This is a genomic window from Kitasatospora sp. NPDC086791 (genome assembly GCF_040685975.1).
Lineage (GTDB): Bacteria > Actinomycetota > Actinomycetes > Streptomycetales > Streptomycetaceae > Kitasatospora.
Window position 1 is genome coordinate 206,945 of sequence record NZ_JBFBOC010000011.1, and the last position, 27,000, is coordinate 233,944.

The 27,000-nt window shown below is 74.6% G+C and carries 25 protein-coding genes and 1 pseudogene; 15 read left to right on the plus strand and 11 right to left on the minus strand.

The genetic code is table 11. The features are described from left to right. The first annotated feature begins 70 nt into the window (after positions 1 to 70). The 4 genes from AB0Q99_RS18120 (at position 71) to AB0Q99_RS18135 (ending at position 4,237) form a co-directional block, all read left to right on the plus strand. On the plus strand, positions 71 to 1,312 hold the full coding sequence (locus AB0Q99_RS18120; protein WP_363572840.1) for a serine hydrolase domain-containing protein: 1,242 nt from the start codon (positions 71 to 73) through the stop codon (positions 1,310 to 1,312). A gap of 278 nt (positions 1,313 to 1,590) precedes the next feature. Next, the gene (locus AB0Q99_RS18125) at positions 1,591 to 2,322 is read left to right on the plus strand and encodes a leucine-rich repeat domain-containing protein (RefSeq protein ID WP_363572842.1); all 732 of its coding nucleotides are present in this window, start codon (positions 1,591 to 1,593) and stop codon (positions 2,320 to 2,322) included. Positions 2,323 to 2,536: 214 nt separating this feature from the next. Next, positions 2,537 to 3,796: a threonine--tRNA ligase gene (gene thrS / locus AB0Q99_RS18130; protein ID WP_363572844.1), complete on the plus strand. Its 1,260-nt coding sequence runs from the start codon at positions 2,537 to 2,539 to the stop codon at positions 3,794 to 3,796. Between the two features lie 162 nt (positions 3,797 to 3,958). Further along, on the plus strand, positions 3,959 to 4,237 hold the full coding sequence (locus AB0Q99_RS18135) for a hypothetical protein (protein WP_363572846.1): 279 nt from the start codon (positions 3,959 to 3,961) through the stop codon (positions 4,235 to 4,237). Between the two features lie 139 nt (positions 4,238 to 4,376). Here AB0Q99_RS18135 and AB0Q99_RS18140 read toward each other — a convergent pair whose 3' ends face one another. After that, a complete protein-coding gene (locus AB0Q99_RS18140; protein WP_363572848.1) occupies positions 4,377 to 4,964 on the minus strand; it encodes a hypothetical protein in 588 nt (195 codons plus the stop codon). Positions 4,965 to 5,164: 200 nt separating this feature from the next. Then, entirely contained in the window at positions 5,165 to 5,575 is a 411-nt protein-coding gene (locus AB0Q99_RS18145; RefSeq protein WP_363572850.1) for a VOC family protein, read from the minus strand. 101 nt (positions 5,576 to 5,676) lie between these two features. Between AB0Q99_RS18145 and AB0Q99_RS18150 the strand changes: the two genes are divergently transcribed. Next, complete coding sequence (locus AB0Q99_RS18150; protein ID WP_363572852.1) at positions 5,677 to 6,156, plus strand: MarR family winged helix-turn-helix transcriptional regulator; 480 nt, start codon at positions 5,677 to 5,679, stop codon at positions 6,154 to 6,156. Between the two features lie 61 nt (positions 6,157 to 6,217). On the opposite strand, the gene AB0Q99_RS18155 is transcribed toward AB0Q99_RS18150, so the two are convergent. Next, entirely contained in the window at positions 6,218 to 6,904 is a 687-nt protein-coding gene (locus AB0Q99_RS18155) for a C40 family peptidase (protein WP_363572854.1), read from the minus strand. Between the two features lie 216 nt (positions 6,905 to 7,120). On the opposite strand from AB0Q99_RS18155, the gene AB0Q99_RS18160 reads away from it, so the two are divergent. Continuing rightward, positions 7,121 to 7,525, plus strand: a complete 405-nt coding sequence (locus AB0Q99_RS18160; RefSeq protein ID WP_363572856.1) for a RidA family protein — start codon at positions 7,121 to 7,123, stop codon at positions 7,523 to 7,525. 120 nt (positions 7,526 to 7,645) lie between these two features. Here AB0Q99_RS18160 and AB0Q99_RS18165 read toward each other — a convergent pair whose 3' ends face one another. After that, positions 7,646 to 8,017 (minus strand): hypothetical protein, encoded by a 372-nt coding sequence (locus AB0Q99_RS18165; RefSeq protein WP_363572914.1) that lies wholly within the window; start codon positions 8,015 to 8,017, stop codon positions 7,646 to 7,648. A gap of 12 nt (positions 8,018 to 8,029) precedes the next feature. Between AB0Q99_RS18165 and AB0Q99_RS18170 the strand changes: the two are divergent. The 5 genes and pseudogenes from AB0Q99_RS18170 to AB0Q99_RS18190 all read left to right on the plus strand — a co-directional run. Then, positions 8,030 to 8,481 (plus strand): annotated as a pseudogene (locus AB0Q99_RS18170) (EamA family transporter); the annotation flags it as partial. Continuing rightward, on the plus strand, positions 8,478 to 9,518 hold the full coding sequence (locus AB0Q99_RS18175) for a ScbR family autoregulator-binding transcription factor (RefSeq protein ID WP_363572858.1): 1,041 nt from the start codon (positions 8,478 to 8,480) through the stop codon (positions 9,516 to 9,518). The pseudogene AB0Q99_RS18170 and the gene AB0Q99_RS18175, both read left to right, overlap by 4 nt. Before the next feature lie 300 nt (positions 9,519 to 9,818). After that, a complete protein-coding gene (locus AB0Q99_RS18180) occupies positions 9,819 to 10,718 on the plus strand; it encodes an AfsR/SARP family transcriptional regulator (protein ID WP_363572860.1) in 900 nt (299 codons plus the stop codon). An 89-nt stretch (positions 10,719 to 10,807) separates the two neighbouring features. Beyond that, on the plus strand, positions 10,808 to 11,593 hold the full coding sequence (locus AB0Q99_RS18185; RefSeq protein WP_363572862.1) for a TetR/AcrR family transcriptional regulator: 786 nt from the start codon (positions 10,808 to 10,810) through the stop codon (positions 11,591 to 11,593). A gap of 350 nt (positions 11,594 to 11,943) precedes the next feature. Further along, positions 11,944 to 12,747: a putative protein N(5)-glutamine methyltransferase gene (locus AB0Q99_RS18190; protein ID WP_363572864.1), complete on the plus strand. Its 804-nt coding sequence runs from the start codon at positions 11,944 to 11,946 to the stop codon at positions 12,745 to 12,747. 59 nt (positions 12,748 to 12,806) lie between these two features. Here AB0Q99_RS18190 and AB0Q99_RS18195 read toward each other — a convergent pair whose 3' ends face one another. Beyond that, positions 12,807 to 13,235, minus strand: coding sequence for a PPOX class F420-dependent oxidoreductase (locus AB0Q99_RS18195; protein WP_363572866.1), 429 nt, complete (start codon positions 13,233 to 13,235; stop codon positions 12,807 to 12,809). 143 nt (positions 13,236 to 13,378) lie between these two features. Here AB0Q99_RS18195 and AB0Q99_RS18200 point away from each other — a divergent pair, with 143 nt between their 5' ends. Next, a complete protein-coding gene (locus tag AB0Q99_RS18200) occupies positions 13,379 to 13,882 on the plus strand; it encodes a DinB family protein (RefSeq protein ID WP_363572868.1) in 504 nt (167 codons plus the stop codon). 99 nt (positions 13,883 to 13,981) lie between these two features. Here AB0Q99_RS18200 and AB0Q99_RS18205 read toward each other — a convergent pair whose 3' ends face one another. Continuing rightward, positions 13,982 to 15,469 carry a pyridoxal-dependent decarboxylase gene (locus tag AB0Q99_RS18205; protein ID WP_363572870.1) on the minus strand — a complete coding sequence of 496 codons (1,488 nt, stop codon included), beginning with the start codon at positions 15,467 to 15,469 and terminating at the stop codon, positions 13,982 to 13,984. A 245-nt stretch (positions 15,470 to 15,714) separates the two neighbouring features. On the opposite strand from AB0Q99_RS18205, the gene AB0Q99_RS18210 reads away from it, so the two are divergent. Continuing rightward, complete coding sequence (locus tag AB0Q99_RS18210; protein ID WP_363572872.1) at positions 15,715 to 16,059, plus strand: hypothetical protein; 345 nt, start codon at positions 15,715 to 15,717, stop codon at positions 16,057 to 16,059. A 309-nt stretch (positions 16,060 to 16,368) separates the two neighbouring features. On the opposite strand, the gene AB0Q99_RS18215 is transcribed toward AB0Q99_RS18210, so the two are convergent. From AB0Q99_RS18215 to AB0Q99_RS18225, 3 genes are all read right to left on the minus strand, one after another. Beyond that, complete coding sequence (locus AB0Q99_RS18215) at positions 16,369 to 17,322, minus strand: transglutaminase-like domain-containing protein (protein WP_363572874.1); 954 nt, start codon at positions 17,320 to 17,322, stop codon at positions 16,369 to 16,371. A gap of 111 nt (positions 17,323 to 17,433) precedes the next feature. Then, a complete protein-coding gene (locus AB0Q99_RS18220; RefSeq protein ID WP_363572876.1) occupies positions 17,434 to 20,367 on the minus strand; it encodes an RNA repair domain-containing protein in 2,934 nt (977 codons plus the stop codon). A gap of 6 nt (positions 20,368 to 20,373) precedes the next feature. Further along, positions 20,374 to 22,170: an RNA ligase family protein gene (locus tag AB0Q99_RS18225; protein WP_363572878.1), complete on the minus strand. Its 1,797-nt coding sequence runs from the start codon at positions 22,168 to 22,170 to the stop codon at positions 20,374 to 20,376. A 164-nt stretch (positions 22,171 to 22,334) separates the two neighbouring features. Here AB0Q99_RS18225 and AB0Q99_RS18230 point away from each other — a divergent pair, with 164 nt between their 5' ends. Then, positions 22,335 to 23,315: a helix-turn-helix transcriptional regulator gene (locus AB0Q99_RS18230; protein ID WP_363572880.1), complete on the plus strand. Its 981-nt coding sequence runs from the start codon at positions 22,335 to 22,337 to the stop codon at positions 23,313 to 23,315. On the opposite strand, the gene AB0Q99_RS18235 is transcribed toward AB0Q99_RS18230, so the two are convergent. Continuing rightward, complete coding sequence (locus AB0Q99_RS18235) at positions 23,293 to 24,837, minus strand: MFS transporter (RefSeq protein ID WP_363572882.1); 1,545 nt, start codon at positions 24,835 to 24,837, stop codon at positions 23,293 to 23,295. The two genes, AB0Q99_RS18230 and AB0Q99_RS18235, sit on opposite strands and share 23 nt — an antisense overlap. A 227-nt stretch (positions 24,838 to 25,064) precedes the next feature. Here AB0Q99_RS18235 and AB0Q99_RS18240 point away from each other — a divergent pair, with 227 nt between their 5' ends. After that, on the plus strand, positions 25,065 to 25,781 hold the full coding sequence (locus tag AB0Q99_RS18240) for a flavodoxin family protein (protein WP_363572884.1): 717 nt from the start codon (positions 25,065 to 25,067) through the stop codon (positions 25,779 to 25,781). Positions 25,782 to 25,802: 21 nt separating this feature from the next. On the opposite strand, the gene AB0Q99_RS18245 is transcribed toward AB0Q99_RS18240, so the two are convergent. Beyond that, complete coding sequence (locus tag AB0Q99_RS18245) at positions 25,803 to 26,972, minus strand: cytochrome P450 (RefSeq protein ID WP_363572886.1); 1,170 nt, start codon at positions 26,970 to 26,972, stop codon at positions 25,803 to 25,805. Positions 26,973 to 27,000: the final 28 nt, after the last annotated feature.

Consider the following 27,000-nt stretch of genomic DNA (forward strand, 5'->3'; position numbering starts at 1 on the left):
GCGGCGTGGGGCACGGGGTACGGGGCGCGTGGCGCGGGACGGGGGACGTGCGGCGTGGGGTGGTGGGCGGGTGGCGCGGCGAGCGGCTGCCGCGCTGGCGGCGGGGCTCTGCCTGGCGCTGGCCGCGCCGGTCGCCTCGGCGGGTGCCGCCGAGCGGGACGGCGGGCAGGGGGTCGACGGGCAGCCGGACGGCGGGCAGGGGGTCGGCGGGCAGCGGGAGGCCGCCGACCGTCGGGCGGCGGCGCTGCGGGCTGTGACCGGAGCGGGCGCGGTCTCGGCGATCGCCGAGATCAGGGACCGGAACGGGGTCTGGCGCGGCGGAACGGGCGTCTCCGACCTGGCCACCGGTGCGCCGGTGCGGACCGACGGGCGGTTCCGGGCCGGCAGCATCACCAAGGTGTTCACCGCCACCACCGTGCTCCAGCTGGTGGGCGAGGGCCGGATCGGCCTGGACGACCCGGTGGAGCGCTACCTGCCGGGCCTGGTCCCGAACGGCGCGAACATCACCGTGCGCCGGCTGCTCAACCACAGCTCCGGCCTCTGGGACGCGACCAACGAGAAGGGCGGGATCTTCCCCGACCGGACCGACCCGGCGGCCGTCCGGAACTGGCTGGACCAGGGCGGTCTGACCAGGACGATCACCCCGGCGCAGGTGGTCGCGGCCTCGGTCGCGCACGCGCCCGACTTCCCGCCGGGCACCCGGTACAAGTACTCCAACGTCAACTACGTCCTGCTCGGCATGGTCATCGAGCGGGTCACCGGGCACGGCTACGCGCAGGAGGTCACCGCGCGCATCCTGCGCCCGCTCGGACTGAACGGGACGTACTTCCCGGGCACGGCGACCGACATCCGGGGCCCGCACGCGCACGGCTACCTGACGCTCACCGAGGGCCCCGGACCGGAGGACCACAGCGACCGGGACGTCACCGTGCTGAGCGTCTCCTGGGCGAGCGCGGCGGGCGCGCTGATCTCCACCCTGGACGACCTGAACCGCTTCGAGCAGGCCCTGACCGGCGGCCGGCTGCTTCCGCCGCAGCTGATGAAGGAGATGACCACGACCATCCCGGTCGGGGACGGCGGCGACCAGCCCACGGGCCTCGGCTACGGACTGGGGCTGGCCCGGTGGCAGCTGTCCTGCGGAGTGATCTGGGGGCACGACGGCGGGCTGCCCGGCTACAGCTCGCAGCTGTGGAACTCGGGGACCCGGCAGGTCGCGATGTCCGTCACCACGCGCGGTGACGACACGCGGATCGAGGCGCAGCTGGTGGCGGAGGCAGGCTTCCTGGAGCAGGCCTTCTGCGGCACCCGGTGACGTCGCCCGGGCGCGCCGCCGGAATCGGCTCCGGGTCCGGCTCCGACTCCGGCTGTTGCTCCGGGTCCGGCTCCGGTTGCGGCTGTTGCTCCGGTTTCGGCGGGGTACCTCACTGACCCCGTCGGGGTGGCCGCGGGTCGGGCGGGGCCGGCCACGGCCGTGGTCCGACGTCGGTGTGCGGTCCCGGCCCGCTCGTAGACTGGGCGGGGCCGCCACCGAGGTCCGCCCGCACGACACTTCGCCCGCACGACACTTCGCCCGCCCCCGGAGGAACAGGCATGACGGACGTGACACTGAACCTCTGGCGCCGGCCGCTCGGCGTGGTGCCGGTCGAGGTGTGGGAGCGCACCGATCTGACGGTGCTCATCCTCGCCGACACCGGCATCTCCGAACTCCCTCCGGAGATCGGGCGGTTGACCGGACTGCGGACCCTCGACCTCGGACACAACGCGCTCGCCGGGGTGCCCGCCGAACTGGGCGGCCTGACCGGGCTGAGCGACTTCCTCTACCTGCACGACAACGCGCTGACCAGTCTGCCCGACACCCTCGGGCGGCTCACCGCGCTGCGCTACCTCAACGTCGGCGAGAACCGGCTCACCGAACTCCCCGCTGCCATTGGCGAGATGGCCGCCCTGGTCGAGCTCCGCGCGCAGCACAACCGGCTCGACGCGCTGCCCGAGGAGATCGGAAAGCTCGGAGCAATGCGCGAACTCTGGCTGCGCGGAAACGAGTTGACCGGACTTCCGGACTCCGTGGCCGGGCTCACCGAGCTGCGCGAGCTGGACCTCCGGGAGAACGCCCTCACCGCCGTCCCGGCCGCGCTCGCCGGTCTGCCGCTGCTGCGCCGCCTCGACCTGCGCGGCAACCGGATCACCGAACTGCCGCACTGGCTCGCCGAACCGGGCACGCTTCCGGCCCTGGAGAAGCTGGACCTGCGGTGGAACGACGTACGGCCGTCGGCGCGGGTGCTGGACGTGCTCGGTGCGCGCGGCTGCGTCGTCCTGCACTGAGGTGGGCCCGTCGAAGCCCCGCGAAAAGATCTCGCGCTCGTCGGCCGGCCTGCTACGGTTGACCACATGAAGCGCGCCGCACTCGCCACCACGACGCCGGAGAGAGTCCCGGCGCGCTGACTGCTGACCAAGTCCGAAGCCCCGGGGCGAGTGCCCCGGGGCTTCGTCGTCCCCGGCTCCACTCGCCCGCAGCCCCAGAGTGGAGACCACCGCCGTGAACAGCCACCCGCAGTACGACCACCCGCAGTACGACCATCGCAAGCTGGGCCGCGAACTCGGCCTGTTCGACACCGACCCGCTGATGGGCTCCGGCCTGCCCTATTGGCTGCCCGACGGCGCGGCGGTCCGGCACGCCCTGGAGGAGTTCATCCGTGGCCGCGAGCGCCGGGCCGGCTACCGCCACGTCTACTCCCCGGTGCTCGGCAAGCGCGAGCTGTACGAGCTCTCCGGCCACTGGGCGCACTACCGCGAGGACATGTTCCCGCCGATGGAACTCGGCGCGGAGGAAGTGGTGCTGCGGCCCAGCCTCTGTCCGCACCATGCGCTGATCTTCCGCTCCCGCTCCCGCAGCTACCGGGAACTGCCGCTGCGCATGGCCGAGTTGGGCGGCATGTACCGCTCCGAACCGTCCGGGGTACTGGGCGGGCTGACCAGGGTCCGGGCGATCCAGCTGAACGACGCCCATGTGTTCTGCACCCCGGAGCAGGCCGCCGACGAAGCCGTCGCGGCACTGGAGTTGATCCGCGAAGCACACGCGGCGCTCGGTGTCGTACCGGTCCGCCACCGCCTCTCGCTGCCCGGCGCGGGCGGCAAGTACGTGGCGGATCCGGCGCTCTGGGAGCGCGCCACCGCGCTGCTCACCGACGTGCTGGAGCGTTCCGGGGTGCCGTTCGAGGCGGCGGAGGGCGAGGCCGCGTTCTACGGGCCCAAGATCGACGTGCAGATCGCCGACGGCGCCGGGCGCGAGTTCACCCTCTCCACCGTCCAGATCGACTTCCACCAGCCCGAGCGGTTCGACCTGCGCTACATCGGCCCGGACGGCGCCAGGCACCGCCCGGTGATGGTCCACCGCAGCGTGATCGGCAGCGTCGAACGCGTGGTCGCCCACCTGATCGAGCTGTACGGCGGCGCGTTCCCGGCCTGGCTCGCGCCCGTCCAGGTCGTGCTGCTGCCGGTCTCCGGCGCCGAACTGCCGCAGGCCGACAGGTTCCGGCGGCGCTGCCTCGACCTCGGTCTGCGCGCCGAGCTCGCCGGGCCCGAGCGCGGCACCCTCGGTGCCCGGATCCGGGCGGCCCGGCTGGTGCCGTACCAGGCGGTGATCGGCGCCGAGGAGGCCGTGGACGACCGGGTCGCGCTGCGCCTGCGGGACGGCCGGCGGCTGGAGCCGCTGCCGGCCGAGCAGGCGTGGGCGCGGATCGGCGCGTTGGTGGCCGGGTGCGGCGCCGAGCTGTGGGCGGACGGCGCCGAGGGGTGAGCGGGGCGGCGCTGGGCCGGCGACCTTCGGGTCGGTGGCATGCGTACGACTAGTGCGGCGCCCCGGTGTGTCGGCCCGGGTGGGGGCGGTGGTCGCCCGTCGAATGGGCGCGGCGGCCGAGTCCACGGCCGCCGGTGTCCCCACCCGTACCGGAGGTATCCCATGCGCATCCCCAGGTGCAGCCCGCGCGGACTCGTGGCCCCCGTGCTCGCCGGCGGTCTCGCCCTCGCCGGGGCGGTCGCCGCCGCCCCGGCCGACGCGACCCGGTTCCGCCCGTTGCCCGTACCCGACGTCCAGTACTGCGCCGCCGTGCTCGGGCACGTGCCGGGCGCGGGCGGTGTCCCGCCGGTCCTCGGGCGGGCCTGCTCGCCGGACTCCCGCGCCGGCGCGCTCGCCCTGGCCGACGGCCGGGTGCGCGAGCTGCCGGTCCACCATGGCTGACGACCGCTGACGGTGGCTGACGGCCGTCGACGGACGGCCGGGTCCGTCGGCCGTCGGGGTCCGGGCCGGGCTTCGCGTCCGGCCCGGACCCCCGCGCTCCGGGTCATGCGGGCCGGCGAGCGCCCTTCGTCCCCGTGGTCTAACTGGGGAACGGCCAGGTCGGGCACCACGGCGGAATCCACTGGCCGGGGTAGCTGGGCGGACCCCACGGCGGACACGGCGGGAGCTGGGGGGTGGGCGGGGCGGAGGTCCAGAGGACCCTGCCGTTCTGTTCGACCGCGATGGCTCCCTCGTTGTAGATGGTCAGCTCGGCGCCGGGGTGGCCGGCCGTCGAGCTCCACCAGAGCGGGGTGTTGTCGGCGGCGTAGACGACCAGGTTGCCGTCGTCCTGCATGACCAGGACATTGCCGTTGGGCATGGCGCCCGTGGCCACCCAGATCGGGGTGGTGTCGCGGTAGAGGACCACGTTGCCGTCGCCCTGCACGGCCAGCATGATGCGGTGGTCCGGCGAGTACCAGGCCTGGTTCCTGAAGAGCGCGCTGTTCATCGGGATGTGGGTGGGGGCGGACAGCGCGGCGACCGTGGCGGCCGGGGCGGTCTGGGCAGCCTGTGCTGCGGCGGGGGTGGTCCGGGCCGGGGCGGCCTGGGCGGCGCCGGCGCTCAGGGCGGCGAACCCGATCGTGGCGACGGCCGCCAGGGCTGCGGCTCGTAAGCGGAGACTGGACATGGGTGGGCTTCTGGTCCTCTCGAAGGCAACGGGCCTGTGGCGCACACAGGTTCTGACGATGCGTCAGTAGTCGTCCGGTGGGCGCCGAGTGAAGGCTACGGCGGTCGGGTGAGGGCGTGCGGCAGCTTCGGCGGCAGCTTGGCGGAGGCGCGCAGGGCCGCCGTCGGCGGCACGCCGTCTGGTCGGTGGCGCGCCGTCGCTCAGTAGGACTGCAGCTCGATCAGGTGGCCGTCCGGGTCGCGCAGGTGGGCGCTGCGGAGGTTCGCGCCCCACTCCGGGCGGTCGGTCGCCCCGACGGCCGGGGTGCCGCCGTGGCGCAGGCAGAGGTCGAGGGCGGCGTCCACGTCGTCCACCCGGAGGACCAGCATCGCCGCGTCCTGCGCGGGCGCGGCGGGGTGGGCGGGCCGGTCGGCGGTGCCGAGGGTGGCGGCCATCGCGGCGCGGTCGTAGAGGACCAGGACGGCCTGGTCGGCGACGTCCCAGTTGGCGTACGGGCCCTCGGGCGTGCCCTTGACCAGGGTGGCGCCGGTGAGCGGCGGGAGCGTCGCGCGGTAGAACGCGAAGCAGTCGGCGAAGCGGGTGACGAGCAGACGGGGGTACAGGGCGTCCACGGTCGAACTCCTGGGATCCGGGCTCGGGGCGGCGCGGGAACCGGCGGCCCGAGAATTAGTGGGTCATGACCCACTATAGGAACACGCCCTAGAATTCCGCCATGGCCTCCGAGACTCCGATCGACCCGCCGCCCGAACTCCCGCCGACCCTGCTGGACCTGAGCAGCTATCTGCTCTCCCGGGTCGGCAGGGTGGCGCGCGGTCGGCTCGCCGAGCAGCTGGCCGAACGCGGCCTGCGGCTCTGGGACATGGCGGTGCTCGCCTCCCTCGCCGACGTCGGGCCGCAGGCGCAGCGGGACCTCGTGCGGCGGCTGGGCATCGACCCGAGCGACCTGGCCAAGGTCGCCGACCAGCTCGCGGCCGCCGGGTACGTCGAGCGGGCCCGGGACGGCGCCGACCGGCGGCGGGTCTCGGTCTCGATCACCGGCGCCGGGCGGGCGCTGCTCGCCGAACTCGACGCCCAGGCGCGGGCGGTGCAGGACGAGGTGCTCGCGCCGCTGGACGCGGGGGAGCGGCAGCAGCTGCAGTCGCTGCTGCTGCGGATCCACCGGGGGTTGGGGGAGCGGCGCAGCGGTCCGTGAGAGGTCCGTGAGCGGTGTGAGCGGTGCGGGCGTTCGGACGGCCGGGGCCGGGCGGTGGGGTTCAGCCGACGGGCTGCCCGGGGCGGCGGGCACCGGCGAACTCGCCCGCCCAGCGCGGGACGTCGAGCACGTTCTCGACCCGCGCGACCAGGGTCCCGGTGCGCTCGGCGTGGATCATCGCGCCGTTGCCGACGTGGATCCCGACGTGGTGCAGGGGCGCGTCGGGGCGGGAGAAGAACAGCAGGTCGCCCGGGGCGAGCGCGCTCCGCTCCACCGGGGCGCTGCGGTGGAACTGCGCGACGGTGTAGTGGCCCAGTTCGACGTCGCCGTCGCTGGCCCGGTACCAGCAGTAGAGCGACAGGCCGCTGCAGTCGAAGCCGACCGTCTTCTCGCCCAGGCACACGCCGTTGAGGTAGCCGTTCTCGTCGTCGCAGAAGCCGAGGCTCGCGCCGAGGCGGTCGCCGCCGCCCCAGGCGTACGGCACGCCGATCTGGGCGGTGGCCACGGCGGCGACCCGCAGGCCGAGGCCCAGCGCGTCGGTCGGGGCGTCGGTCGGCGTGCCGGTCGGGGTGTCGGCGCGCGAGCCGGTCGCGGTGGCCGACCCGCGCGGTGCGGCGGGTGTCGCGTGCGCCGCCGGGGCGGACGCCGGGGCGAGCGCCGGGACCAGGCCCGCCCCGAGTGCGAGGCCGAGCAGGCGACGCCGGCCGACGCCGGGGTCCTGGTCGCGGTCGGGCGATCGGCGTTCCATGGGGCGGCTCCCGGGCGGGGGTTGCGGTGCTGGTGCTGGTGCGTGTGCGGACCCCAGCATTTCGTGCCGGCGGGGCCGTCCGCCATCACCCGCGCCGGTGAATCGTGGGCGCACCGGCCCAGTGGTGGTGGGGAGTTCGCCGGTAAATGGTTTGACGGTCGGTCAGGCGAGACCAACGATGGGCTCGAACGTTCGGTCGGCCGGTCGGAGGACCTCATGAGCAGCACCGTCAAGCTGATCCGCAGCACGCGGCTGACGCCGGCCGTCGACTACGCCTACGGCGCGGTGGTCGACGCCCCGGCCCGTTCGCTCTGGCTGGCCGGGGCCTGCCCGCTCGACGAGGAGGGCCGGACGGTCGCCGTCGGCGACTGTGAGGGGCAGACCCACCAGGTGATGCGCAACCTGGTGACGGCGCTGGAGGACGCGGGCGCCGGGCTCACCGACATAGCCCGGACGACCGTGTACGTGGCCTCCGGCGACCAGGCGGACCTGGTGAAGGTGTGGAACGTCTACCGCGCGTACATGGGGGAGCACGACGTGCCCAGCACCCTGCTCGGGGTCTCGGTGCTGGGCTACGACGACCAGCTGGTGGAGGTGGAGGCGGTGGCCGTGCTGCCCTGACCGTCGGCCTGTCGGCCTGTCGGCCTGTCCGTTCGGCCCGGAGGGTCAGCCCGAGACTTCGCGGAAGGAGCCGTGGACCATCGCGGGGCTCCTTCGCCCTGCCGGGGTGGGCCGTTGCCGTCATTGTCCTGCCGGCAGGTCCCGGGTCAGCCGGACCAGGGCCGGGACCGCCGGGCGGTCGGGGCGCCGCGGCGCCAGGCCAGGAACAGGGGCACCGGGGGCGTCGGTCAGCGGGCGGTAGGCGATCATGGGGTGCCGGTGCAGGTGGGGTGTCGCCGATGTCGAGACGCCCACGGCCCGGCCCACCGCGATGGCGGTCAGCCATTCGTCCGTGTTGGTGACCTCGACCGTCGTCCCGGGGCGCGGGGCGGCGGGCCAGAGGTCCAGGGTGGTGGCGCCCGCCACCGTGTTCAGGGCGATCGGCCAGGTCGCGAGGTCCGCCGGGGCGAGGGCGGCCCGGTCGCGGAAGGTCCGGCCCGCCGTCGGCCGCATCCGCGAGGCAACCTGGTGCTGGCCAGTGCCCTCTCGGTGCAGTTCGGCTCCGCCGTCGCCGCCCTGCTCCCCCCCCGGGTCGGGGCGCTGGGCCCGGTGATGCTGCGGGTCACGATCACGGCTGCGCGGGCACAGCCGCACGGACTGGGCCATCGCCGGCGGCTTCGGGTTCGCCCTCGGCGGTATGAACATCCTCTTCTACCAGGCGATCGACCGGATCCCGCTCGGCCCGGCGGTGACGCTGGAAGTCCTCGGGGCTGCCCTACGCGCTGGAACTGCTGGCGCTGCGCCGTCTGCCCGCCGCGACCTTCGCGGTCCTGATGAGGCTGGCGCCGGCGATCGGGGCGCCGGCCGGATTCCTGGTCCTCGGGCAGACGCAGTCGGCGCCGCAGTGCCTGGCGATCGTCTTCGTGGTGAGGGCCAGCGCGGGCGCGGCGCGGACGGGCGGAGCGGGGCGGCGATGACCGCGATGACCTTGCTTCTCAAAGAAACCAATCGTTCGGTTTTCCCGAGTGAAATAACCCCGCGAACGGCTTCGCTGACGAAGGCTGTCGAGAGTTCCCGAGGGTTCGGAGGCGGGCGGGGTGGATGGCGACGGACGCTCGGACGAGGCTCGTTGGGGTGTGGGGGAAGGGAGAGTGGTCAGGGGATCAACGGACAGCGTCTTGTCGGTTGCGGGTGGGGCGTCGCTAAGATACGGGGTGTTTGGTTTGGTTTTGTCTTTCCGAGCTCTCAGGGCGGGGTGGTTGCGGTGGTACGGCAGGAGCGGGCGCTCCGGACGCGTCGGCTGATCCTGGAGGCGGCCGCGTCGGTCTTCGACGAGTTCGGGTACGAGGGCGCGACCATCGGCGAGGTGGTTTCCCGGGCCGGTGTGACGCGCGGTGCGGTGTATTTCCATTTCGCGTCGAAGCGGGATCTCGCGCAGGGCGTGGTCGAGGAGCAGTTCTCCCAGGACGGAGTTCCCGAACGGAGCTGCAAGCTCCAGGAGTTCGTGGACACCGGGATGGTGGTGGCGCATCTGATGCCGCGTGACCCGCTGCTGAGCGCGGGTGCCCGGCTGTCGCTCGGGCAGGACGTGTTCGACGACCTCGGCGGGGGCGCCATCCCCGGCTGGATCGGCCGGATGGAGGAGATGCTGCGCGCGGCCGGCGAGCGCGGCGAGCTGCTGCCGCACGTCGTACCGGCGGAGACCGCGTGGCTGGTCGTCGCGGCGTGGACGGGCGTGCAGATCCAGTCCCAGAAGCTCTCCGGGCGGGCTGACCTGGAAGTTCGGGCGTCCGCGCTGTTCCAGCACCTGATGCCGAGCATCGCGGTGCCGGGTGTACTCGGTTCACTGCAGATGGGGCCGAGCCGGGGCGCCCAGGTGGTTGCCGAGATCGCGGCGGCCCGTGCGGTGGAGGGCGGCGCGGAAGAGGAGGGCGGAGAAGGGGCCGGCGGGAGCGAGGCCGGCGCGGCCGACGGAGTGCCGGTCGAGGCGCAGGCGGGGGCCGGCGTGGGCTGACGGGGGCCCGACTCGTCTGCCGCCCAAGAGAGGTGGGGCGGCGGGGGCACACGGGCGGCGACGGGGCCACGGGAGTCCTGCGCCGCCTTTGGTTTGCCCTGCGGTCGATACTGAGGGTAGTCGATCGGATTCGCGCGGTATGCGGGTCGTCCATCTCGAAAACAAACAGCACGTTCGGTTTTGTATTGACAAACCGCGCGTCCTGTTTTTCACTGGTGACAGTTGCCCCCAGGGGTGTCGACCCGGGTGCCGGCCGTGGTGCAAGAGCCTGCGGCGTTCCGTGTGATTGGGGTGGTCATCGTGGAAATTCGGGTGCTCGGGGCGTTGGACGTCCGGGTGTGTGGGATGTCGGTGGTGCCGTCGGCGCCGAAGCCGCGTCAGGTGCTGGGGCTGCTGGCGCTCCGCGCGGACCAGGTGGTCCCGGCGGGGGTGCTGGCCGACGAGCTGTGGTGCGGCCGTCCGCCGCGCAGTGCGCGCACCACCGTGCAGACGTACGTCCTCCAGCTGCGCGACCTGATCGACCGGGCGCTCGCCGGGGTCGGCGCGGAGGCCGGGGTGTCCTGCGCCAAGGACGTCCTGGTCACCTCGCCGGGTGGCTACATGCTGAACAGCGGCGGCGGGCCGACCGACGTCCGGGAGTTCGAGCGGCTGGCCGGCATGGGCTACCGGGCGATCGACGGCGAGGACCATCCGCTGGCCGCCCGGATGCTCGGCGAGGCGCTCGCGCTGTGGCGCGGTCCGGCCTTCGCGGACGTCCCGGTCGGCGGCCAACTCGCCATCGAGGCGAGACGGTTGGAGGAGACCAGACTCTGTGCGCTGGACCAGCGGATCGACGCCGACCTGCGCCTGGGCCGGCACCGCGTCCTGCTCGCCGAACTGACCGTCCTGGTCGACCGCTACCGCACCCACGAGAGCCTGCACGGCCAGTACATGATCGCCCTGCACCGCTCCGGGCGACGTGGTGAGGCCCTGGAGGCCTACCGGCGCCTGCGCAACACCCTGGTAGGGGAGTTGGGCATGGAACCGTCCGCCGCACTGCGCCGCCTGCAGCGCTCCATCCTGCTCGCCGGGCCGGAGCGTCCGGCCGGTCCGGAGCGTGCGGCGGGGCCGGAGCGCGTGGCAGGACCAGAGCGCGAACCCGCCGTGGTGGCCGTTGTGCCGGAGGGCGCGGTGGCGGCGCGGCTCAGCCGGGTCGGCTGAAGGAAGACCGTCGGAAGGTTCGGCGTCCGTCCGGGAGTTGACGGGGGCCGGCCGGAACATGCTTGTCGTCGTGAGGGGTTGTGGGACGGGTGGTCCAGGAGAGGTCGGAACGGACGCGCGGGCGACTGGTGGAGGCGGGGGCGGGGCTGTTCGACCGCCACGGGTACGCCGGCGCCACCCTCGGCGAGATCGCCGCGGCCGCGGGGGTGACGAAGGGGGCGCTCTACTTCCACTTCGCCTCCAAGGAGGAGCTGGCCAGGGCGGTGTTCGAGCAGGCCGAGCGCTCGCTGAGGTCGGCCTGCGGCGACCCGCGCGGCTCCTCCTCGCCGCTCCAGGGGCTGATCGACGCCGGGTACTGGCTGGTCGACGCCCTGGGGGTGGACCCGGTGGTCCGGGCGGCGTTCCGCCTCGGCCGCGAGGACGGCGGCTGGCAGGCGGACCCGCGGTCGGCGAGGTCCGGCCCGGGCGGGGCCGCGTCGGGAGGATCCGCGTCGGGAGGATCCGCGTCCGGCGGGTCCGCCTCGGGTGGGCTCGCGCGGGGCGGACCCGCACCGGGCGTCTCCGGGACGCCGGACCCCCGGCCGGTCTTCGCGGGCGTGCGCGGCTTCCACGGCGTCTGGGCCGGGGTCGTCCGGGACCTGCTGGCCGGGGCCCGTCGCGCGGGCGAGCTGCGCGACCGTTCGGGCACGCTCGGCCCGGAGACCCTGGTGGTGACCGCCGCCTGCGGCCTGGAGGTGATGTTCGTCGAGGGCTGTCCCGCCGACGAGCGGGCCCGCCGGGTCGGCGCCCTGTGGGACTGGCTGCTGCCCTGCCTGGTGCCCCCGGGTACGGCCGGCGACTACCGCACCAGGCCGCCGGCACCGCAGCGCGTCTGACCGGCGGGCGACCCGTGGCGGTCCGTGGCGGTGGTCCGTGGCGGTGGTCCGTGGCCGTCGGGGAGGTCGGTGGCTCTGCAGGCCCCTGCGAGGGGAGTCCGGGGAGGCGTCGGGCGGAGGCATCGCCGCAGGGCGGTGCGGTAGGCTGGCCGGCGCCGAGTATGACCGCGACTCAGGGAGGTGAGACCCATTACCGGAATGTCCGAGCGGGTGCTCCCGGAGCGCGGCCGTGCGGGCGCCGCACGCGTGTAGCGCGTCCGGCGCACCGGTACGGTGTCGGCCCTGGCGGGAGCCCTGACGGAGTTCGTTCCCCTCCGTTCGCCTCCTCCCGTCCTCCCCAAGGGGTTGTCTTGCCGGTTTTCTCCTCCGCCACTCTCCGTTCCTCGGTGGTCTCCCGACTGCGCGCCGCCGGTTGCGTGTTCGCCGAGGACGAGGCGCGGATCCTGCTCACCGCCGCCGCCTCGCCCGCCGAGCTGGCCGCCATGGTCCGCGCCCGCGCCGAGGGGCGGCCGCTCGAACACGTCGTCGGCTGGGCCGAGTTCGCCGGTCTGCGGATCGCCGTCGACCCGGGCGTCTTCGTCCCGCGCCGGCGCAGCGAGTTCCTGGCCGCCGCCGCCACCGCGCTGACCGGCCCGCCCCGGGGCCCGGGTTCGGTGGTGCTCGACCTGTGCTGCGGCAGCGGTGCGCTCGGCGCCGCCGTGGCGGCCGGTTCCGCGCACCCGGTCGAGCTGTACGCGGCGGACATCGCCGCGGACGCGGTCCGCTGTGCCCGCCGCAACCTGGCCGGGACCGGGGCGCGGGTCCACGAGGGCGACCTGTTCGCCGCCCTGCCCGGCGAGTTGCGCGGCCGGGTGGACGTGCTGATCGCCAACGTCCCGTACGTTCCGACCGGCGACCTCGGCCTGCTGCCGCCCGAGGCACGGCTGCACGAGGCGCGGCCGGCCCTCGACGGCGGCCCGGACGGCCTGGACGTGCTGCGCCGGGTGGTCGCGGAGGCGCCGCGCTGGCTGGCGGCGGACGGGGCGCTGCTGTTCGAGACCAGCGAGCGGCAGGTCGCGGCGGCCCTCGCGGTGACGCGGGCGGCCGGGCTGGCGGCGGTGGCGAGCCGGCACGAGGACCTGGACGCCACGGTGGTCACCGCGACCTCGGAGTGACCCCCGGGCGCCCTCGGGTGTCCCGGCCACCCCACCCCCGTGGGGGTGGCCGGGACCGCTCAGAGGTGGCTGCCGTACACGTGGTCGACCGGGATGGTGAGGAGCACCCGGCGGTCGGACACCATCACCCGGCGGTACTCCGCCCAGTCGGGGTGCTCGCCGGCGGCGCGGCGGTAGTAGTCGACCAGCGCCTCGACCTCCGGCCCGTCCGGGTCGGTGCCCGGACCGGTGAGGGTGGCGACGCCCTCGGCCGTGACCCAGGAGCGCCCGTCCGGCGCGGTCACCTCCACGCTGACCCGGGGATCCCGGCGCAGGTTGGCGGTCTTGGCCAGCCCGTCCCGGGTGGAGACCAGGATGGTGTTCGCCTCCCGGTCGTAGGACGGCATGACGGGGGAGAGCTGGGGCCGGCCGTCGGCCTTGATGGTGGCGAGGATGCCGAGGCGGCTCTGCGCGAGGAGCGCGTACGGGTCGAACGGTGTGGCGGTCATGGGAACATCATCGATCCTGACACCCGTGTCAGGGTCAAGGTGTGCCAGGTGTGTCACGCGTGTTGCGGGGTCGGCCGGCCGGCCGCGTTCGGGCTTCGGGCCGGCCGAGGAGCAGTGTCAGTCGCGGCTGCTACGGTCCGCGTATGAGCACGAGCGTGCCCTTCAGGGGTGGGGAGAAGGAAAGCCTTCACGCGGCGCTGGACCGGCACCGCGATGCGGTGCTGTGGAAGGTGGAGGGTCTGGACGACGAGCAGCTGCGCCGTCCGATGACGCCGTCGGGGACGAACCTGCTGGGCCTGGTGAAGCACCTGGGCGGTGCCGAACTGGGCTGGTTCCGGCAGACGTTCGGGCGGGAGACCGGGCCGCTGCCGTTCGACGTCGACGCCGACGACATGTCCGACATGCGGGTGGAGCCGCACGAGTCGACGGCCGACGTCCTGGAGTTCTACGCGCGGGCGCGGGCCGGCGCGGACGAGGTGATCCGGGAGCTCGCGCTGGAGGACCTCGGGACGTCCTGGCGGGGCGACGACGTCACGCTGCGCTGGGTGCTGATCCACATGACGACGGAGACCGCGCGGCACGCCGGACACCTGGACATCCTGCGGGAGTTGATCGACGGCGGGGTCGGGGACCACGACCGGAGCTGAGCCGGGGTTCGGTGCCGGACGTCGGCCGGCCCCGATCGGGGGCCGGCTTCCGATCGGGGCCGGCGTCGGACCGGCAGTCGGCTTCGGACCGGCGGCCGGTCACCGGCCGCCGGTCGGTTTCCGGACGGCCCGGGCCAGCGCCTCCGCCGTCCGCTGGACGTCCGCCTCCGTGGTGCGCCAGTTGCTGAACGCCGCGCGCAGGGCGGGCCGGTCGGCGTAGCGGGTGGGGGTGAGGAAGGCCTCGTCGGCCAGATCGGCGGCGAGGGCGGCGAGGCGTTCCGGGGTGGGATCCGTCGCCAGGGTGAAGCAGACGACGTTCAGCCGGACCGGGGCGAGCAGCTCCAGGCCGTCGATCCGCCCGACCGCTTCGCCGAGCGCCCGGGCGCCCGCGATGTTGCGCTCCACGATCTCCCGGTGACCGGAGCGGCCGTACGCGCGCAGCGTGAACCAGGCCGCGAGGGCGCGCAGCCGGTGCGAGTTCTCCGGGGTGAGGTGGACCAGGTCGGGGTGCTCGCCGACCTGGGCGAGGTAGGCGGCGGAGTTCCGGAAGACCCGGGCCTGCAGGTCGGGGCGGCGGGTGAACTGCACGGCGCTGTCGTACGGCACGTTGAGCCACTTGTGCAGGTCGACGCAGACCGAGTCGGCGAGGTCCAGGCCGGCCACCAGCTCCGCGTGCTCCGGCGACAGCGCGGCGAAGGCGCCGAACGCGGCGTCCACGTGCAGCCAGAACCCGTAGCGCTCGCGGAGGTCCGCGATCGCCCGCAGGTCGTCGAAGTCGACGGTGTTGACCGTGCCCGCGTTGGCCACCACGACGCACGGCCCGTCCGTGTCGGCCAGCGCCCGCTCCAGCGCGGCCGGGTCCACCGCCTCCCGCCCGGGCAGCAGCGGCACGCTCCGCAGCGCCGTCCGGCCCAGGCCGAGCACCGACAGCGCCTTGGAGACGGAGGAGTGCGCGCCGCCCGACAGCACCCGGACCGGACCCAGCGCGCCGACCCCGTCCTCGGCGACGTCCACGCCGAGCCGCTCGCCCAGCCACTCGCGGGCGATCGCCAGGCCGACCGTGTTCGACATGGTCGCGCCGCTGACGAAGGTGCCGTGGTGCGCCTGCGACAGCCCGAACAGCTCGCGCAGCCAGCCGACCGTCTCCCGTTCCAGGTGCTGACCGGCCGGGTCCAGCGAGGAGTTGGAGTTCTGGTCGACGGCGGAGGTCAGCCAGTCGCCCGCCAGTGCCGCCGGGGTCGCGCCGCCGGTCACGAAGCCGAAGTAGCGCGGTCCGGCGCTCGCCGACAGCCGTGGCTCCCACCGCTCGGCGAACTCCGCCAGAGCCGCCGGCAGTCCGCCGCCCGTCTCGGCCAGCCCCGCCGGGCGGGCGGTGCCGGTGCCGGGGTCGGTGCCGGTGTCGGTGTCGGTGCCGGTGTCGGTCGGGTCCGGCTGCGCCTGGGTGCGGGACTGTACCGGCGCGTGCGCCCGGGCCTGGGGGACGACGGGCCGCTCGTCGAGGCCGGCGAGGAAGGCGAGGGCCTGCTGCCGGGTCTCCTCCAGGAGTTCGGGCAACCGCGCCAGGTCGGCGGCGAGTCCGGGGTGCATGGGGTTCTCCGTTGATCGACTGTGCGCCCGAGCGTAGTGCGCGGCGGGTGCGGCGTACCGGGCCAATCCGGAGCGAGTGGCCTGGTCCGGCCGGGGAGTCGTCAGTGCGGCGCGCTGGCGTGCCGGGGTGCGGACACTCGGTAGGCGGCACTGGATCCCGCCTCCGCGGACCGGGCGGTGCGGCTCGCGGAGGTGAGGCTCGCCTGACCCTCCGGCCGCGACCGGCCCGTCATAGGCTCCCGTCCATGCACAGCACTCTGACGGAGCACGCCCGGTGCCTCTACGGCGACGAGTACCGACCCACGCCGCCGTGCGACCGCGCACACGATGAGGCCTCCTTCATCGAGGAGCTGACGTTCGCCGACGCGGAGGCGATCCTCACGATGCTGCGCGAGCACTGCCCGCACCTCGTCGACGGCTACCTGCCGGTCCGGATACGGAATCTGGCGTACCGGCTACTACTCCTTCAGCGGTCGGACGAGCCGGCGCTCATGCGGGAGGCAGCCGACAGCCTGAGGCTGCACGGCCCGGACTGGGACGAGATCGCGGCTGAGCTGATCGAGCGGGCCGAGGCGCTGGAAGCGGGCTGACCGCCGAGGTACGGCCTCTGGCGGACGATCCACGGGCGGTTCCGTCGCCGGTGGCGCCAAGGCGTCCGGCCGCAGATCCGGGCCGGCCCGCAACGGCCGCAGCGGCCAGACGGGATGCGGCCGTCCGGAAGGTGCCGCCGGACGGCCTCGGCGACGATCCTGCGGACCATGGACCGGGCCTGTCCGCGCCGACGCGGCATCCGGTGCACCACTCCGGAGCCGGCCGCCCAGCCTCGAGCGGTGGGCGTCCGCCCGGCTTCGACCGGACGGACCCACCAGGTGCACCTTCGATGCGCTCCGGAACAGGCCTCAGGCGGGCGTGTCGGACGGATGCGGGCGCAGGGTGGACTCGTGCGGGCCGTTGAACGGGGCCATGGTGAGGACGGTCCTCGGCGTTCGGAGCGCGTCGTGTTCGGTGAACAGCCTCCGGGCGGCGGGGAGGTCGATGGCGCCCTCGGTCAGCAGGGCGGCCCGGTCGTACGGGTCGTACGAGTCGAGCGGGTCGAGCGGGTCGAGCGGTGCGTCCGCGGGGTCCGGTCCCCAGGTGTCCCAGAGGAGCGTCTCGACCTTGTTCACGGCGGCGAGGTCGAGGCGGACGTAGTGCGCGACGAACCGCTCGCCGTTGAGCGGGCCTTCCTCCGGCGGGTGGACGCCGAAGGCGGCTGCGTCGGCGTGGCCCGCCCGGATCGCGCGCCACGCCCGCCCGGCGACCAGGAAGCGGTCGCGCGGCACGTCCATCGGGTCGAAGTCCACCCGCCAGGCGGCGGCGATCCTCGGGTCGGCAAGCTGCGGGTCGGCGAGCAGCCAGCCGCGTCCGTCGTCCCAGTACTCGGTGACGACGTGGTCGCAGTGGAAGCCGTCCGGGCCGAGGTAGTCGGCGAAGCCGCAGCGCAGTCGGGCCGGGACGCCGAGGTGGCGCAGCATCGAGCAGTGGAGGAGGGCGAAGTCGCGGCAGATGCCGACGAAACGGTCGGCCGGGGCGCGGGGGTGGGTGAGCGGGGCGGGATCGCGGTCGGTGATGAGGCGGAGGATGCCGTCGAGGTAGCGGGTCTCGGCGTCGTGGTGGAGGCGGTCCTGCGCGATGGGGTGGTCGAACAGCGGGCCTTCCAGGCGGTGGATCATCACGTTGCGGGCCACGGCGGCGAGCCGGGCCGGATCGGTGGGAAGGCCGGCGAAGTGCGTGACGTGGGCGCCGGGGTCGGAGAAGACGCTCTGGCCGAGGTAGCAGGCGACGTGGTCGGCGAAGCGGTCCGTCAAGGGCATGGGGAAACTCCCAGGAGGCGTCGGGCGCATGGGCGGTGGCGCGGCTGCTGCCATTCACCGTGGCAAAATTTGCGCGCGAATGTCCAGGCGTCCGACGCCTCCGGGTGGGGTTCAGCGGGTGAGGGTGGGGACCGCGCCGCCCTCGACGTGCCGGACGTGGACGCCGGTGAGGTGGCGGCACCAGGAGGCGGCGATGGGGGCGAGCCGGTCGGCGGGGAGCGGGGCGGGGCCGAGGCCGATGGCGAGGTGGGTGAGGCCGTCGGAGGTCCGGTAGGGGTGCGGCCAGGCGTGGAGGTGGGTGGCACCGGCCTCCTCCAGGGCGGCCAGCAGGGTGCGGAGGCGGCCGCGGACCGGCCCGGCGGATTCCTCCGGGGTGGTGACCACCGCCCAGGCGGCGTGGCGACGGTGGAGCGGGGGCGGGGCGAGCAGGGCGGGCCAGGGGTCGGTGCTCTCCGTGGTGAGCTCCCAGGCGCGGTAGAGCTCCTCGGTGAGCAGGTCGCGGGTGCCGGCGCTGACCTGAGTGGTGCAGCTGCGGATCGGTGCGGAAAGGGTGAGGACAGCGACCGGGTCGTCGTTCTGATGTTCCGTCAGATCGGTGAAGAGGGAGACGGGTTGGCGCCAGTCCCAGCTCGCCCAGGTCTCGGTGAACTGTCGGAAGAGGTCACTGTCCGCCTCGTCCGTGGCGGTGGCGCCGGCGCCGGCGGTGGCGCCGGCGGTGTCATCGGCGTCCAGGACGACGCGCGCGGCGAGCACCGACCAGGCGAGCGACGGCAGTTGGCCGAACGGAGCGGAGTCCAGGCCGCGCGCCCGGGCCCAGGCCTTGACCCGGCGGGCCAGTCGGACGAAGCGGGCGTGCCGGCCGCCGAGTGCGGCGAGGATCGCCTCGGCGTCCGTGACCGCGCTCAGCGCGACGGCCGCCGACTCGCCCAACTCGCCACGGCGGGCGACGGCTTGGGCGGGGTCGAGTGGTCCGGTGAAGACGATGACGAGGTCGACGGACAGCTCGTCCGCCTCCAGCCGCAGGCCCGGCACCCGGGCGCCGCGCACCTCGCGCAGCTGCCGGGCGTCCGGCAGCGCGGCCGCGATCCGGGCACGGACGCCGGCCAGGTCGGCCGGGCCGGGCAGCGCCGCCACCAGGTCCAGGTCGGCGCCGTCCAACTGGCAGCCCAGCCGGCGCGAGCCGACGACCCGGACCGCGCCGTCGGGCAGCGCCGCCGCGATCCGCCGGGCCAGCGCCGTCGCCGTGGCGGTCCGGCGGGGTGGTTCCGGGCGCAGCGGGACGACCGGCTCCTCGGGCACCGGGCGCACCTCGCCCGTCCCGAGCGAGATCACGGCGCGCGGCCGCATCGGCTCGGTGCCCCGGCGGGAGAGCACCACCAGCTCGCCCACCCGGGCCCGGACGGGCGCCCCGGCGAGCCGGGCCGCGCACTCGGCGGCCACCCGCTGCGGGTCGGTGCTGCGTCCGAGGGTCAGGTGCGGGGTGTAGCCCTCCGCACGGCCCCGGCAGCGGGGGAAGCGGCGTTCCAGGGCGTGCCGCAGCGCCGCCCAGGGCTCGGCGGAGGCGGCGGCCGGGTCGAGCCAGACGGTGGCGTCCTCGCGGTGGCCGAAGGTGTGCACGCCGTCCAGCCGCGCGGTGAACGGTGCCACCTCGGCGGCGGCCGCGCCCAGCAACGGCAGGGCGCGGTCGAACTCGGCCTCGGGGACGAAGCCGAACAGCAGGTTGACGTGCGGCGGCCAGCGGCGCAGCTGCGGGTCGTGCGCGGTGCGCAGCTGCTGGATCGGTGGCCACAGGTCCTCGGGCGGCAGCCAGGCGACGGCGGTCCGGGCGGTGGGCGCGGTGTCGAGGAAGTCCGGTGCTTCGCCGGCCGCCCGGTCCGCTCCGCCGAGGCTGAGGTCCACGGCCACGCCGTAGTGGTCGGAGGGGTGCAGCCCGTCGGCGGTCGGGTGGTCGCCGAGCAGCGCGGCGGCGGTGACGCGGGTGCTGTCGGCGCGGTGCAGGACGCGGTCGATGCGTCCTGGGCGGCCGGTGAGGGAGGAGACGGCGGCGAGCGGGTTGGCGGTCGGGTCGAAGGTGGGGGTGTCGTCGGTCGGCCCGTGCACCTGTGTCCAGGCGTCCCGCAGGCCGAGGGCGGCGGCCGGGCCGGAGGCGCCGGAACGGGCGTCGTTGAAGTCCCCGAGCAGCAGCAGTTCGCCCTCGATGCCGCTCAACCCCTCAGCCAATCCTCCGAGTTCGGCCTCGCGGCGGGCCGCGCCGTCGGTCGAGTGGTCGCTGCTCAGGTGGACGGCGGCGACGGTCAGCGGTTCGCCGCCGGTCTCCACGGTGATCGCGGCGACGGCCTTGTGCGGGCCCAGGGCGTGTCGGCCGGCCTCCAGGACCGGCAGTCGGCTGAGCAGCAGCAGGCCGTGCTCGTCGACGTCCCGCCCGAGCGGGTCGGCGTTGAGGGTGTACCCGGCGCGGACCCAGGGTGCCGCCAGCAGCAGGGCGACCAGGGTCGGTTCGACCTCCTGCAGGGCGATGACGTCGGCGTCGGCGGCCTCCAGCGCGGCGAGCAGCAGCGGGCGGCGGCGGGCGGTGGCGATCCGGTCGGCGTCGTAGCGGTCCCACAGGGTGTTCCAGGTGACCACGCGCAGGTCCGTGACGGCCGGGGCGCCGGCTCCGGCCGCCGTCGCCCGGGCGCCCTCCGGAGCCGTGGACCACCCGGCACCGTCCGGTCGCGGGCCGCCGTCCGGCTGCCAGGCGTCCGAACGCCAGGCGTGCGGGGCCGTCGCCGCGAAGAAGGGCGAGCGCAGACGGCGCGGGTCGGTGCGGCGCCCGGCCTCGGTGCGGTCGAGCACATCCACCCCGGACGCGCGGTCCCAGACCACCACGCCGTCGGCCTCGACCCGGATCACCCGGTGCCAGGGGATGTCGCCGGACGCGGCGAAGGCCTCCAGCGGGACGCGCTCGGTGCGGTCGTCGCGCTGGCGCACGCCCAGGGTGAACCGGGCCGGGTCGAACCGGGCGTCCCAGCGGATGCGCTGGCAGATCTGTTCGATGGGGCGCATCGGTGCTCAGTCCTCCTCGGCGTCGAGCGTGCCCGCCGTGTCTTCCACGGTGCCACCCGCACCGACGTACCAGGTACGGTGCGCCTGGCCGGGGTAGGGCGGGCTGAAGCGGTACAGCTGCGCGGTGAGCACGTCGGCCGGCACCGGGTGCGGCCGTACGGCGTTGCGGCGCCGCAGTTCGTCCTCGTCGACCACCAGCACCACCTGGGTGACCAGGGCGTCGCGGCGCTGCGCGACGGCGTGGACGTGGGAGCGCTGCTGCCGGTTGAGGGAGGTGGCGTCCCAGACGACGGTGGGGACCGCGCCGTCGGCGCCGTCGACGCCGGTCGCGGCGAGGGCCGCGTCCAGCCGGGCCAGGCCCTCGCGCAGCACCACGGCGTTGTCGCGCTGGTCGGCGCGCGAGCCCCGGGCGGCACGCAGGTCGTCCAGGCTGATCCGGGCGGCCGTACCGGTGGGCCCGCCGGGCCCACCGGTGAGCCCGGCGGCGAAGCTGCTCTTGCCGCTGCCGGACGGGCCGCACAGGTGCACCAGCCGCGGGAAACCGCCGTCCCGTCGGCGCCAGGTGGCGGCGACCGCCTCCTCGACGCCGGAGATCCGGCCGAGCGCGAACGCCTCGCGGGCCTGCGCCCAGCAGCGGTCGGCGGCGTCCCGGTCGAGGCCGGCGAGCGCCTCGCGCAGGCCGGTGCGCAGCCGGGCGAGCGGCGCTCCGTCGAGCAGCCCGGCGTCCTCGGCGTGCAGCGCCGACCAGGCGACCTGCTCGCGCTCCGCCGCTCCGGGAGCGGTGGCCGCGGCGACGGCGTGCAGCACCCCGAGGTCGGCAGCGGCGGAGAGCCGGGCCAGCCCGGCGTGGCGCTCCTCGTCCGGGTACGGCCGGTGCAGGCCGGGGTGCAGCCCGACCAGGTCGGCGATCCGCCGGGCCAGCGGCAGGCCGAGCGGCCCGGCCAGCCGCGGCGCCAGCGACTGCCGGCGCTCGGCGCGCAGCGCGGTGGCGAGGACCCCGGCCAGCCGGGCGTCCCCGCCGCGGCCGAGCTCGTCCAGCCGGGCCGACACCTCCGCCAACTCCTCCGCCAACTCCTCGGGCAGGCGCGACCGTTCAGGAGGGAAAAGTTCCGGCAGGCCCAATGCGTCGGCCAGTGCGGGCAGTTCGGGCAACGCGCCGGACCGTACGGCCCACAGCGCGGCACTCGGGCCGAGCCCGTTCTCCACCACGGCGGCGTGCATCCAGTGGGTGTCGGTGCGCACGTGGTGCGGGCGGACCCACTTGGCGACCCGCTCGCCGAACTCCGCCCGGGGGAAGCCCCGGACCGTCCGGACGACGTACCCCTCCTGCCGGTCGAGGTCCAACTTCATTGCGCGCAGGGCCTGTTCGTCGAAGCGGCCGCGCCACAGCACCCGGGGCGACGGGATGCCGAGACGGCGCAGGAAGCGGACCGTGTCGTCCCAGTCCAGGCAGTGGTCGCGGTCCGTCCAGACCGAGAAGCCGTAGAACCAGCTCTCCAGGTCGGTGTACGGGATCGAGTGCCGGGCGAACAGGTTCTCGCCGCAGATCCGCCAGCCGTCCGGGATCCGCCCGCCGACCCGGCCCTGCAGGCGCTTCACCCAGGCACGGGAGGGGTGGTGGGCCGAGTCCAGCGAGCGGGCGTGCAGGCCGTCGGGGTAGAGGGTGGTGTTCTCGCCGTCGAGCTTCTCGGTGACGACGACCTCCGCGCCGGTCAGCGCGCCGAGGTCCCCGGTCCGTACGTCGTCCGCCGCCGCCCCCGGTGACCAGGGCAGATGCGGAGTCCGGGGGTAGTGCACGCGCATGTCCGGGCTCCTGTGGAGGTTGTCGATCCGGCGGACACTGTAGGAGCGGCGGCCGCGTGCGGGCCACCGAATTTGCGCCGGGGGAGCGGCGCCGCCGAGGGTGGGTGCGACGGGGCCACCTTTCGGCGCCCGCACCCCCGCGACGTGCGGCGATACTGACACGCATGGCCGACTCGATCATGACCCCGAACCGCCTCGGCGACTACCTGCGGGCCCGGCGGGCGCTGGTCTCGCCCGAGGACGCGGGCCTGCCCCCGACCGGACGCCGACGGGTGCCCGGGCTGCGCCGCGAGGAGGTCGCCGAACTGGTCGGGCTGAGCACCGACTACTACGTGCGACTGGAGCAGGGCCGCGCCGACCGCCCGTCCGACGAGGTCCTCGACGCCCTCGGACGGGCCCTGCTCCTCGGCCCCGCCGAGCGCGCCCACCTGCGCGACCTGGCCCGGCCACCCCGGCGCGCGGCGGTACGGGCCCGGAAGGAAGCGGGCCGCAGGAGCGCGGAGGAGACGCTGCGCCCGGCCCTGCGACTGGTCGTCGAGGCGATGCCGCTGACCCCGGCCGTCATCATGAACGACCGCAACGACGTCCTGGCGTGGAACGCGCTCGCCGCCGCGCTGCTCGCCGACTTCCCCCGACTCCCGCCGCGCGAAAGGAACATGGCCCGGCGGATCTTCCTCGACCCGCACGCCCGGGCGGTCCACCCCGACTGGGACGAGGCCGCGCGCACCACGGTCGGGATCCTGCGGATGGCCGCCGGGCGCCGGCCGCACGACCCGGAGCTGGTCCGGTTGGTCGGCGAACTCTCCCTGGGAAGCGCCGAGTTCCGCACGCTGTGGGCGAGCCACCACGTGCACGAGAAGTCCCACGGCGCCAAGCGCTTCCACCATCCGGCGGTCGGCGAGGTGGAGTTGGGCTACGAGACCTTCCAGGTGCCCGGCGCCGACCACCACCTCCTGGTGGTCTACACGGCCGCTCCCGGCAGTTCGGCGGAGCGGGCGCTGCGGCGGCTCGCTGCCCCCGCAGCCGCGCCCGCAGCCGCCCCCGCGGCCGCAGCGACGGCCGGTGCCACCGCCGGCACCGCCTCCGTCACCGAGCCCGCCTCCGTCACCGCTGTCGCCCCCGTCACCGATGCGAACCCGGCCTGAGCGCACGCCAGGTGAGCAGCGCGCCGGTGGCGGACAGCGCGGCGAGCAGCAGCCCGGCCGTGTGGAAGGCGCCGGTGAAGGCCTCGGCCACCGCGGCCCGCTGCCCCGGCGGCACCTGGCCCCGGACCACGGCCTGCCCGGCCAGATCGGCGGCGGTGGCGCCGCCGAGGCCGCCCGCCCGCAGCCGGCCCGCGGTGAGCGAGGTGAGCAGGGCCGCGGCGCCGGCGACGGCGACGGACTCCCCGGTGATCCGCAGCGTGTTGAAGATGCCCGCGGCGGCCCCGGCGTGCTCCACCGGGACGGTGCCGACGGCCGCGTCGTCCATCACCCCGAAGGCCAGCCCGACACCCGCGCCGAACGGCAGCAGCGGCAGGGCCAGCCGGGCCCAAGAGGAGCCGCCGTCCAGCGTGGTCAGCAGCAGGGCGCCGAGCGCGATCAGCACCGAGGCGGCGGTGAGGACGGCCCGCACCGAGGTGCGCTCGGCCAGCCGCCCGGCGACCAGCGGCAGGAGCAGCACAGGCGCGGTCATCGGCAGCAGGAGCAGGCCGCTGTCCAGGGTGCCGCGGCCCGCCGTGCCCTGCAGGTAGGTGGGCAGGTAGACGAGCAGGACGACGAAACCGAGGGTGACCGTGAAGGGCTGGCAGACCACGGCGAGGAACTCCGGCCGGCCGAAGAGGCGGACGTCGAACAGGGCCCGGTCGGCCCGGCGGAGCTCCACCACGGCGAACAGCAGGACCAGCAGGACGGCGGCCGCGAACAGGCCCAGCGGCGCCGGCGCCGCCCACCCGTCGGTGGTCGCCCTGGCGAAAGCGAAGGCGAGGGCGGCGAGTCCGGCGGTGAACAGGGCCGGCCCGGCCACGTCCAGGGGCGGCCGGCCGGCGCCGGGGGCCCAGGACGTACGGGACTCCGGCACGCGGGCCGCGAGCAGCCCGGCGGGCAGCGCCACCGCCGCGACCAGCAGGAACACGGACCGCCAGCCGGGCCCTGCCACCAGCGCCCCGGCGAGCGGCGGCCCGATCGCCAGCCCGGTACCGAAGGAGGTGCCCAGGATCCCGAAGGCCAGCCGCCGGCGCGGGCCCGAGGTGCCGTGGGCCAGCACCGCCGCCCCCGAGGCCAGCACCGCCGCAGCCCCGCAGCCCTGGACCGCCCGGGCGGCGTCCACCAGCGCCATCGACGGCGCCAGCGCGACCAACAGCGACGTCACCCCGACCAGGGTGATCCCGGCCAGCAGCACCCGCCGCCGCCCGTACCGGTCGGCCAGGCCACCCGCCGCCAGCGGCAGCGCGGCGAAACCGATGGTGAACGCGTTGAGCATCCACTGCGCGCCGCCGACCGACGCGCCCAGCTGTGAGGCCATGCTCGGCAGGGCCACCGCGGCCCCGGTGACCGAGAACGGCAGCATCAGGCCGGCGGAGGCGACGGCGGCGACGGTCGGCCAGAAACGCTGCCCGTCGGTCCGCCGCGGCGGAGGAACCGGGCGGGTGCGGGCCCGACGGCTGGAGGCCGGGGAGGTGATGGTCATGCCGTAGATCGTTCGCGAGCGCTCCGGCCCCGGGAAGGGAACCCCGTTCCCTGGGAACCGCGGACCCACCCTCCACCCCGAGGGCACCCGCCCCGTCAAACGGCCGGCCGAACGCGCCGGGCAGAGGCGACCGAGCTCTGCTGAAGTGGGAGGGAACAGCAGCAGAGCGGCTGCGGAAGCCGGAACCGGCCACCGCTGCGCCCGGCCCGCACGAAGGAGACGCCGCCATGTCGGAACCGCCGACGTCCTACCGCGACCTGCGAGCCCTGGTGATCAACTGCACGCTGAAACGCTCCCCGGAGCGCAGCCACACCCAGGGCCTGATCGACGTCAGCACCGGCATCCTGGACCGCCAGGGCGTCGAGGTCGAGGTCCTGCGCGCGGTGGACCTCGACCTCGCCACCGGCGTCTGGCCCGACATGACGGAGCACGGCTGGGAGACGGACGAGTGGCCCGTCATCTACTCGAAGGTGATGAGCGCGGACATCCTGACCTTGGCCGGCCCGGTGTGGCTGGGGGACAACTCCTCGGTGATGAAGCAGGTCATCGAGCGGCTGTACGCCTGCTCGTCGATCCTCAACTCCGAGGGCCAGTACGCCTACTACGGCCGGGTCGGCGGCTGTCTGATCACCGGGAACGAGGACGGCGCCAAGCACTGCGCGATGAACGTCCTCTACAGCCTGCAGCACCTCGGGTACACCATCCCGCCGCAGGCCGACGCCGGCTGGGTCGGCGAGGCCGGCCCCGGGCCGTCCTACCTGGACGAGGGCTCCGGCGGCCCGCAGAACGACTTCACCAACCGCAACACCACCTTCATGGCCTGGAACCAGCTCCACCTGGCCCGCATGCTCAAGGACGCCGGCGGCATCCCGGCGTACGGCAACCAGCGCTCCGAGTGGGACGCCGGCTGCCGCTTCGACTTCGAGAACCCCGAACACCGCTGAACCGCCGGGAGAGACCACGGATCACCAAGTGACCGGCAACGCCTGCAGGCCGCGGAAGACCAGTTCCGGCACGTAGGTGAGCTCGGACTCGTCAACGGCGAGGCGCAGTCCCGGATACCGTTTCACCACGGACCCGATCGCCACCCGCATCTCCCGGCGGGCCAATATCGCGCCGAGGCAGAAGTGCGGTCCGTGCCCGAAGGCGAGGTGCGCTGCCGGTCCTTCGCGCGTGATGTCGAAGCGGCCGGGATCCGGGTACACACCGGGGTCGCGGTTGGCCGCGACGATGACCGGCAACACCGGTTCGCCCGCCCCCAGTTCGACGCCCTCCAGATCGACGGGCTCGGTCGTGACCCGGACCTCGGCCGAGGTGAAAAGCCTGCTGTAGCGCAGTAGTTCGTCGACCGCCGGTCCGATCAGGTCCGGTGACGACCGCAGCAGCGCGAGTTGGTCCGGGTGACGCAGCAGGGTCAGCAACGAGTTGCCCAGCTGGTTGACAGTCGTCTCGTGGCCGGCGATCAGCAGGCCCTCGAGGTTGGCCAGCAGCTCGGGCTCGGTGAGGTGGTCGCCCTCGTCGTTGGCGGCGACCATCGCCGAGATCAACCCGTCGTCCGGCCGTGCCCGCTTCTGACGCACCAGATCGGCGAGCCAGTCCTGCATCTCGCGCTGCGCGGCCCGCAGTTCGTCCGACGTGATGTCCGTGACGAACAGCCGTCTGGTCCACCGACGGATGGCCTCCGCCTCGGAGTAGGGCACGCCGAGCAGCTCGCAGATGACCATCAACGGCAGTGGAGCGCAGAGACCTGCCACAAGATCCGCGGTCGGGTCGAGGGAGTCGAGCAAGGAGTCCACGATGGACTGCACGCGTGGTTCGAGCTGATCGACCATGCGTGGGCTGAACGCCTGCGACATCAGCTTGCGCAGGCGGGCGTGGCGCTCGCCGTCCAGGCTGGAGACCAGTAACGGGTCGGCGGCGACGGACAGTTTCAGCGAGCCGCCCGGACGTGTGGCCGCCTCCCGGCTGAACCGGCTGTCGCTCAGAACCTGGCGCACCGCCTTGTAGGAAAGGGCGAGCCAGACGTCTGCCGTACCCATCGTCGCGAGGACGACCGGAGCCTGCGCGAGCAGAGCCTCGGCTTCGGGCTCGTTGTCGAGGTGGTGTGGTGTGGTGAGGGGAAACGTGGCTTGCATCGCTGCCTCCTGACTGGATGTCACCAGG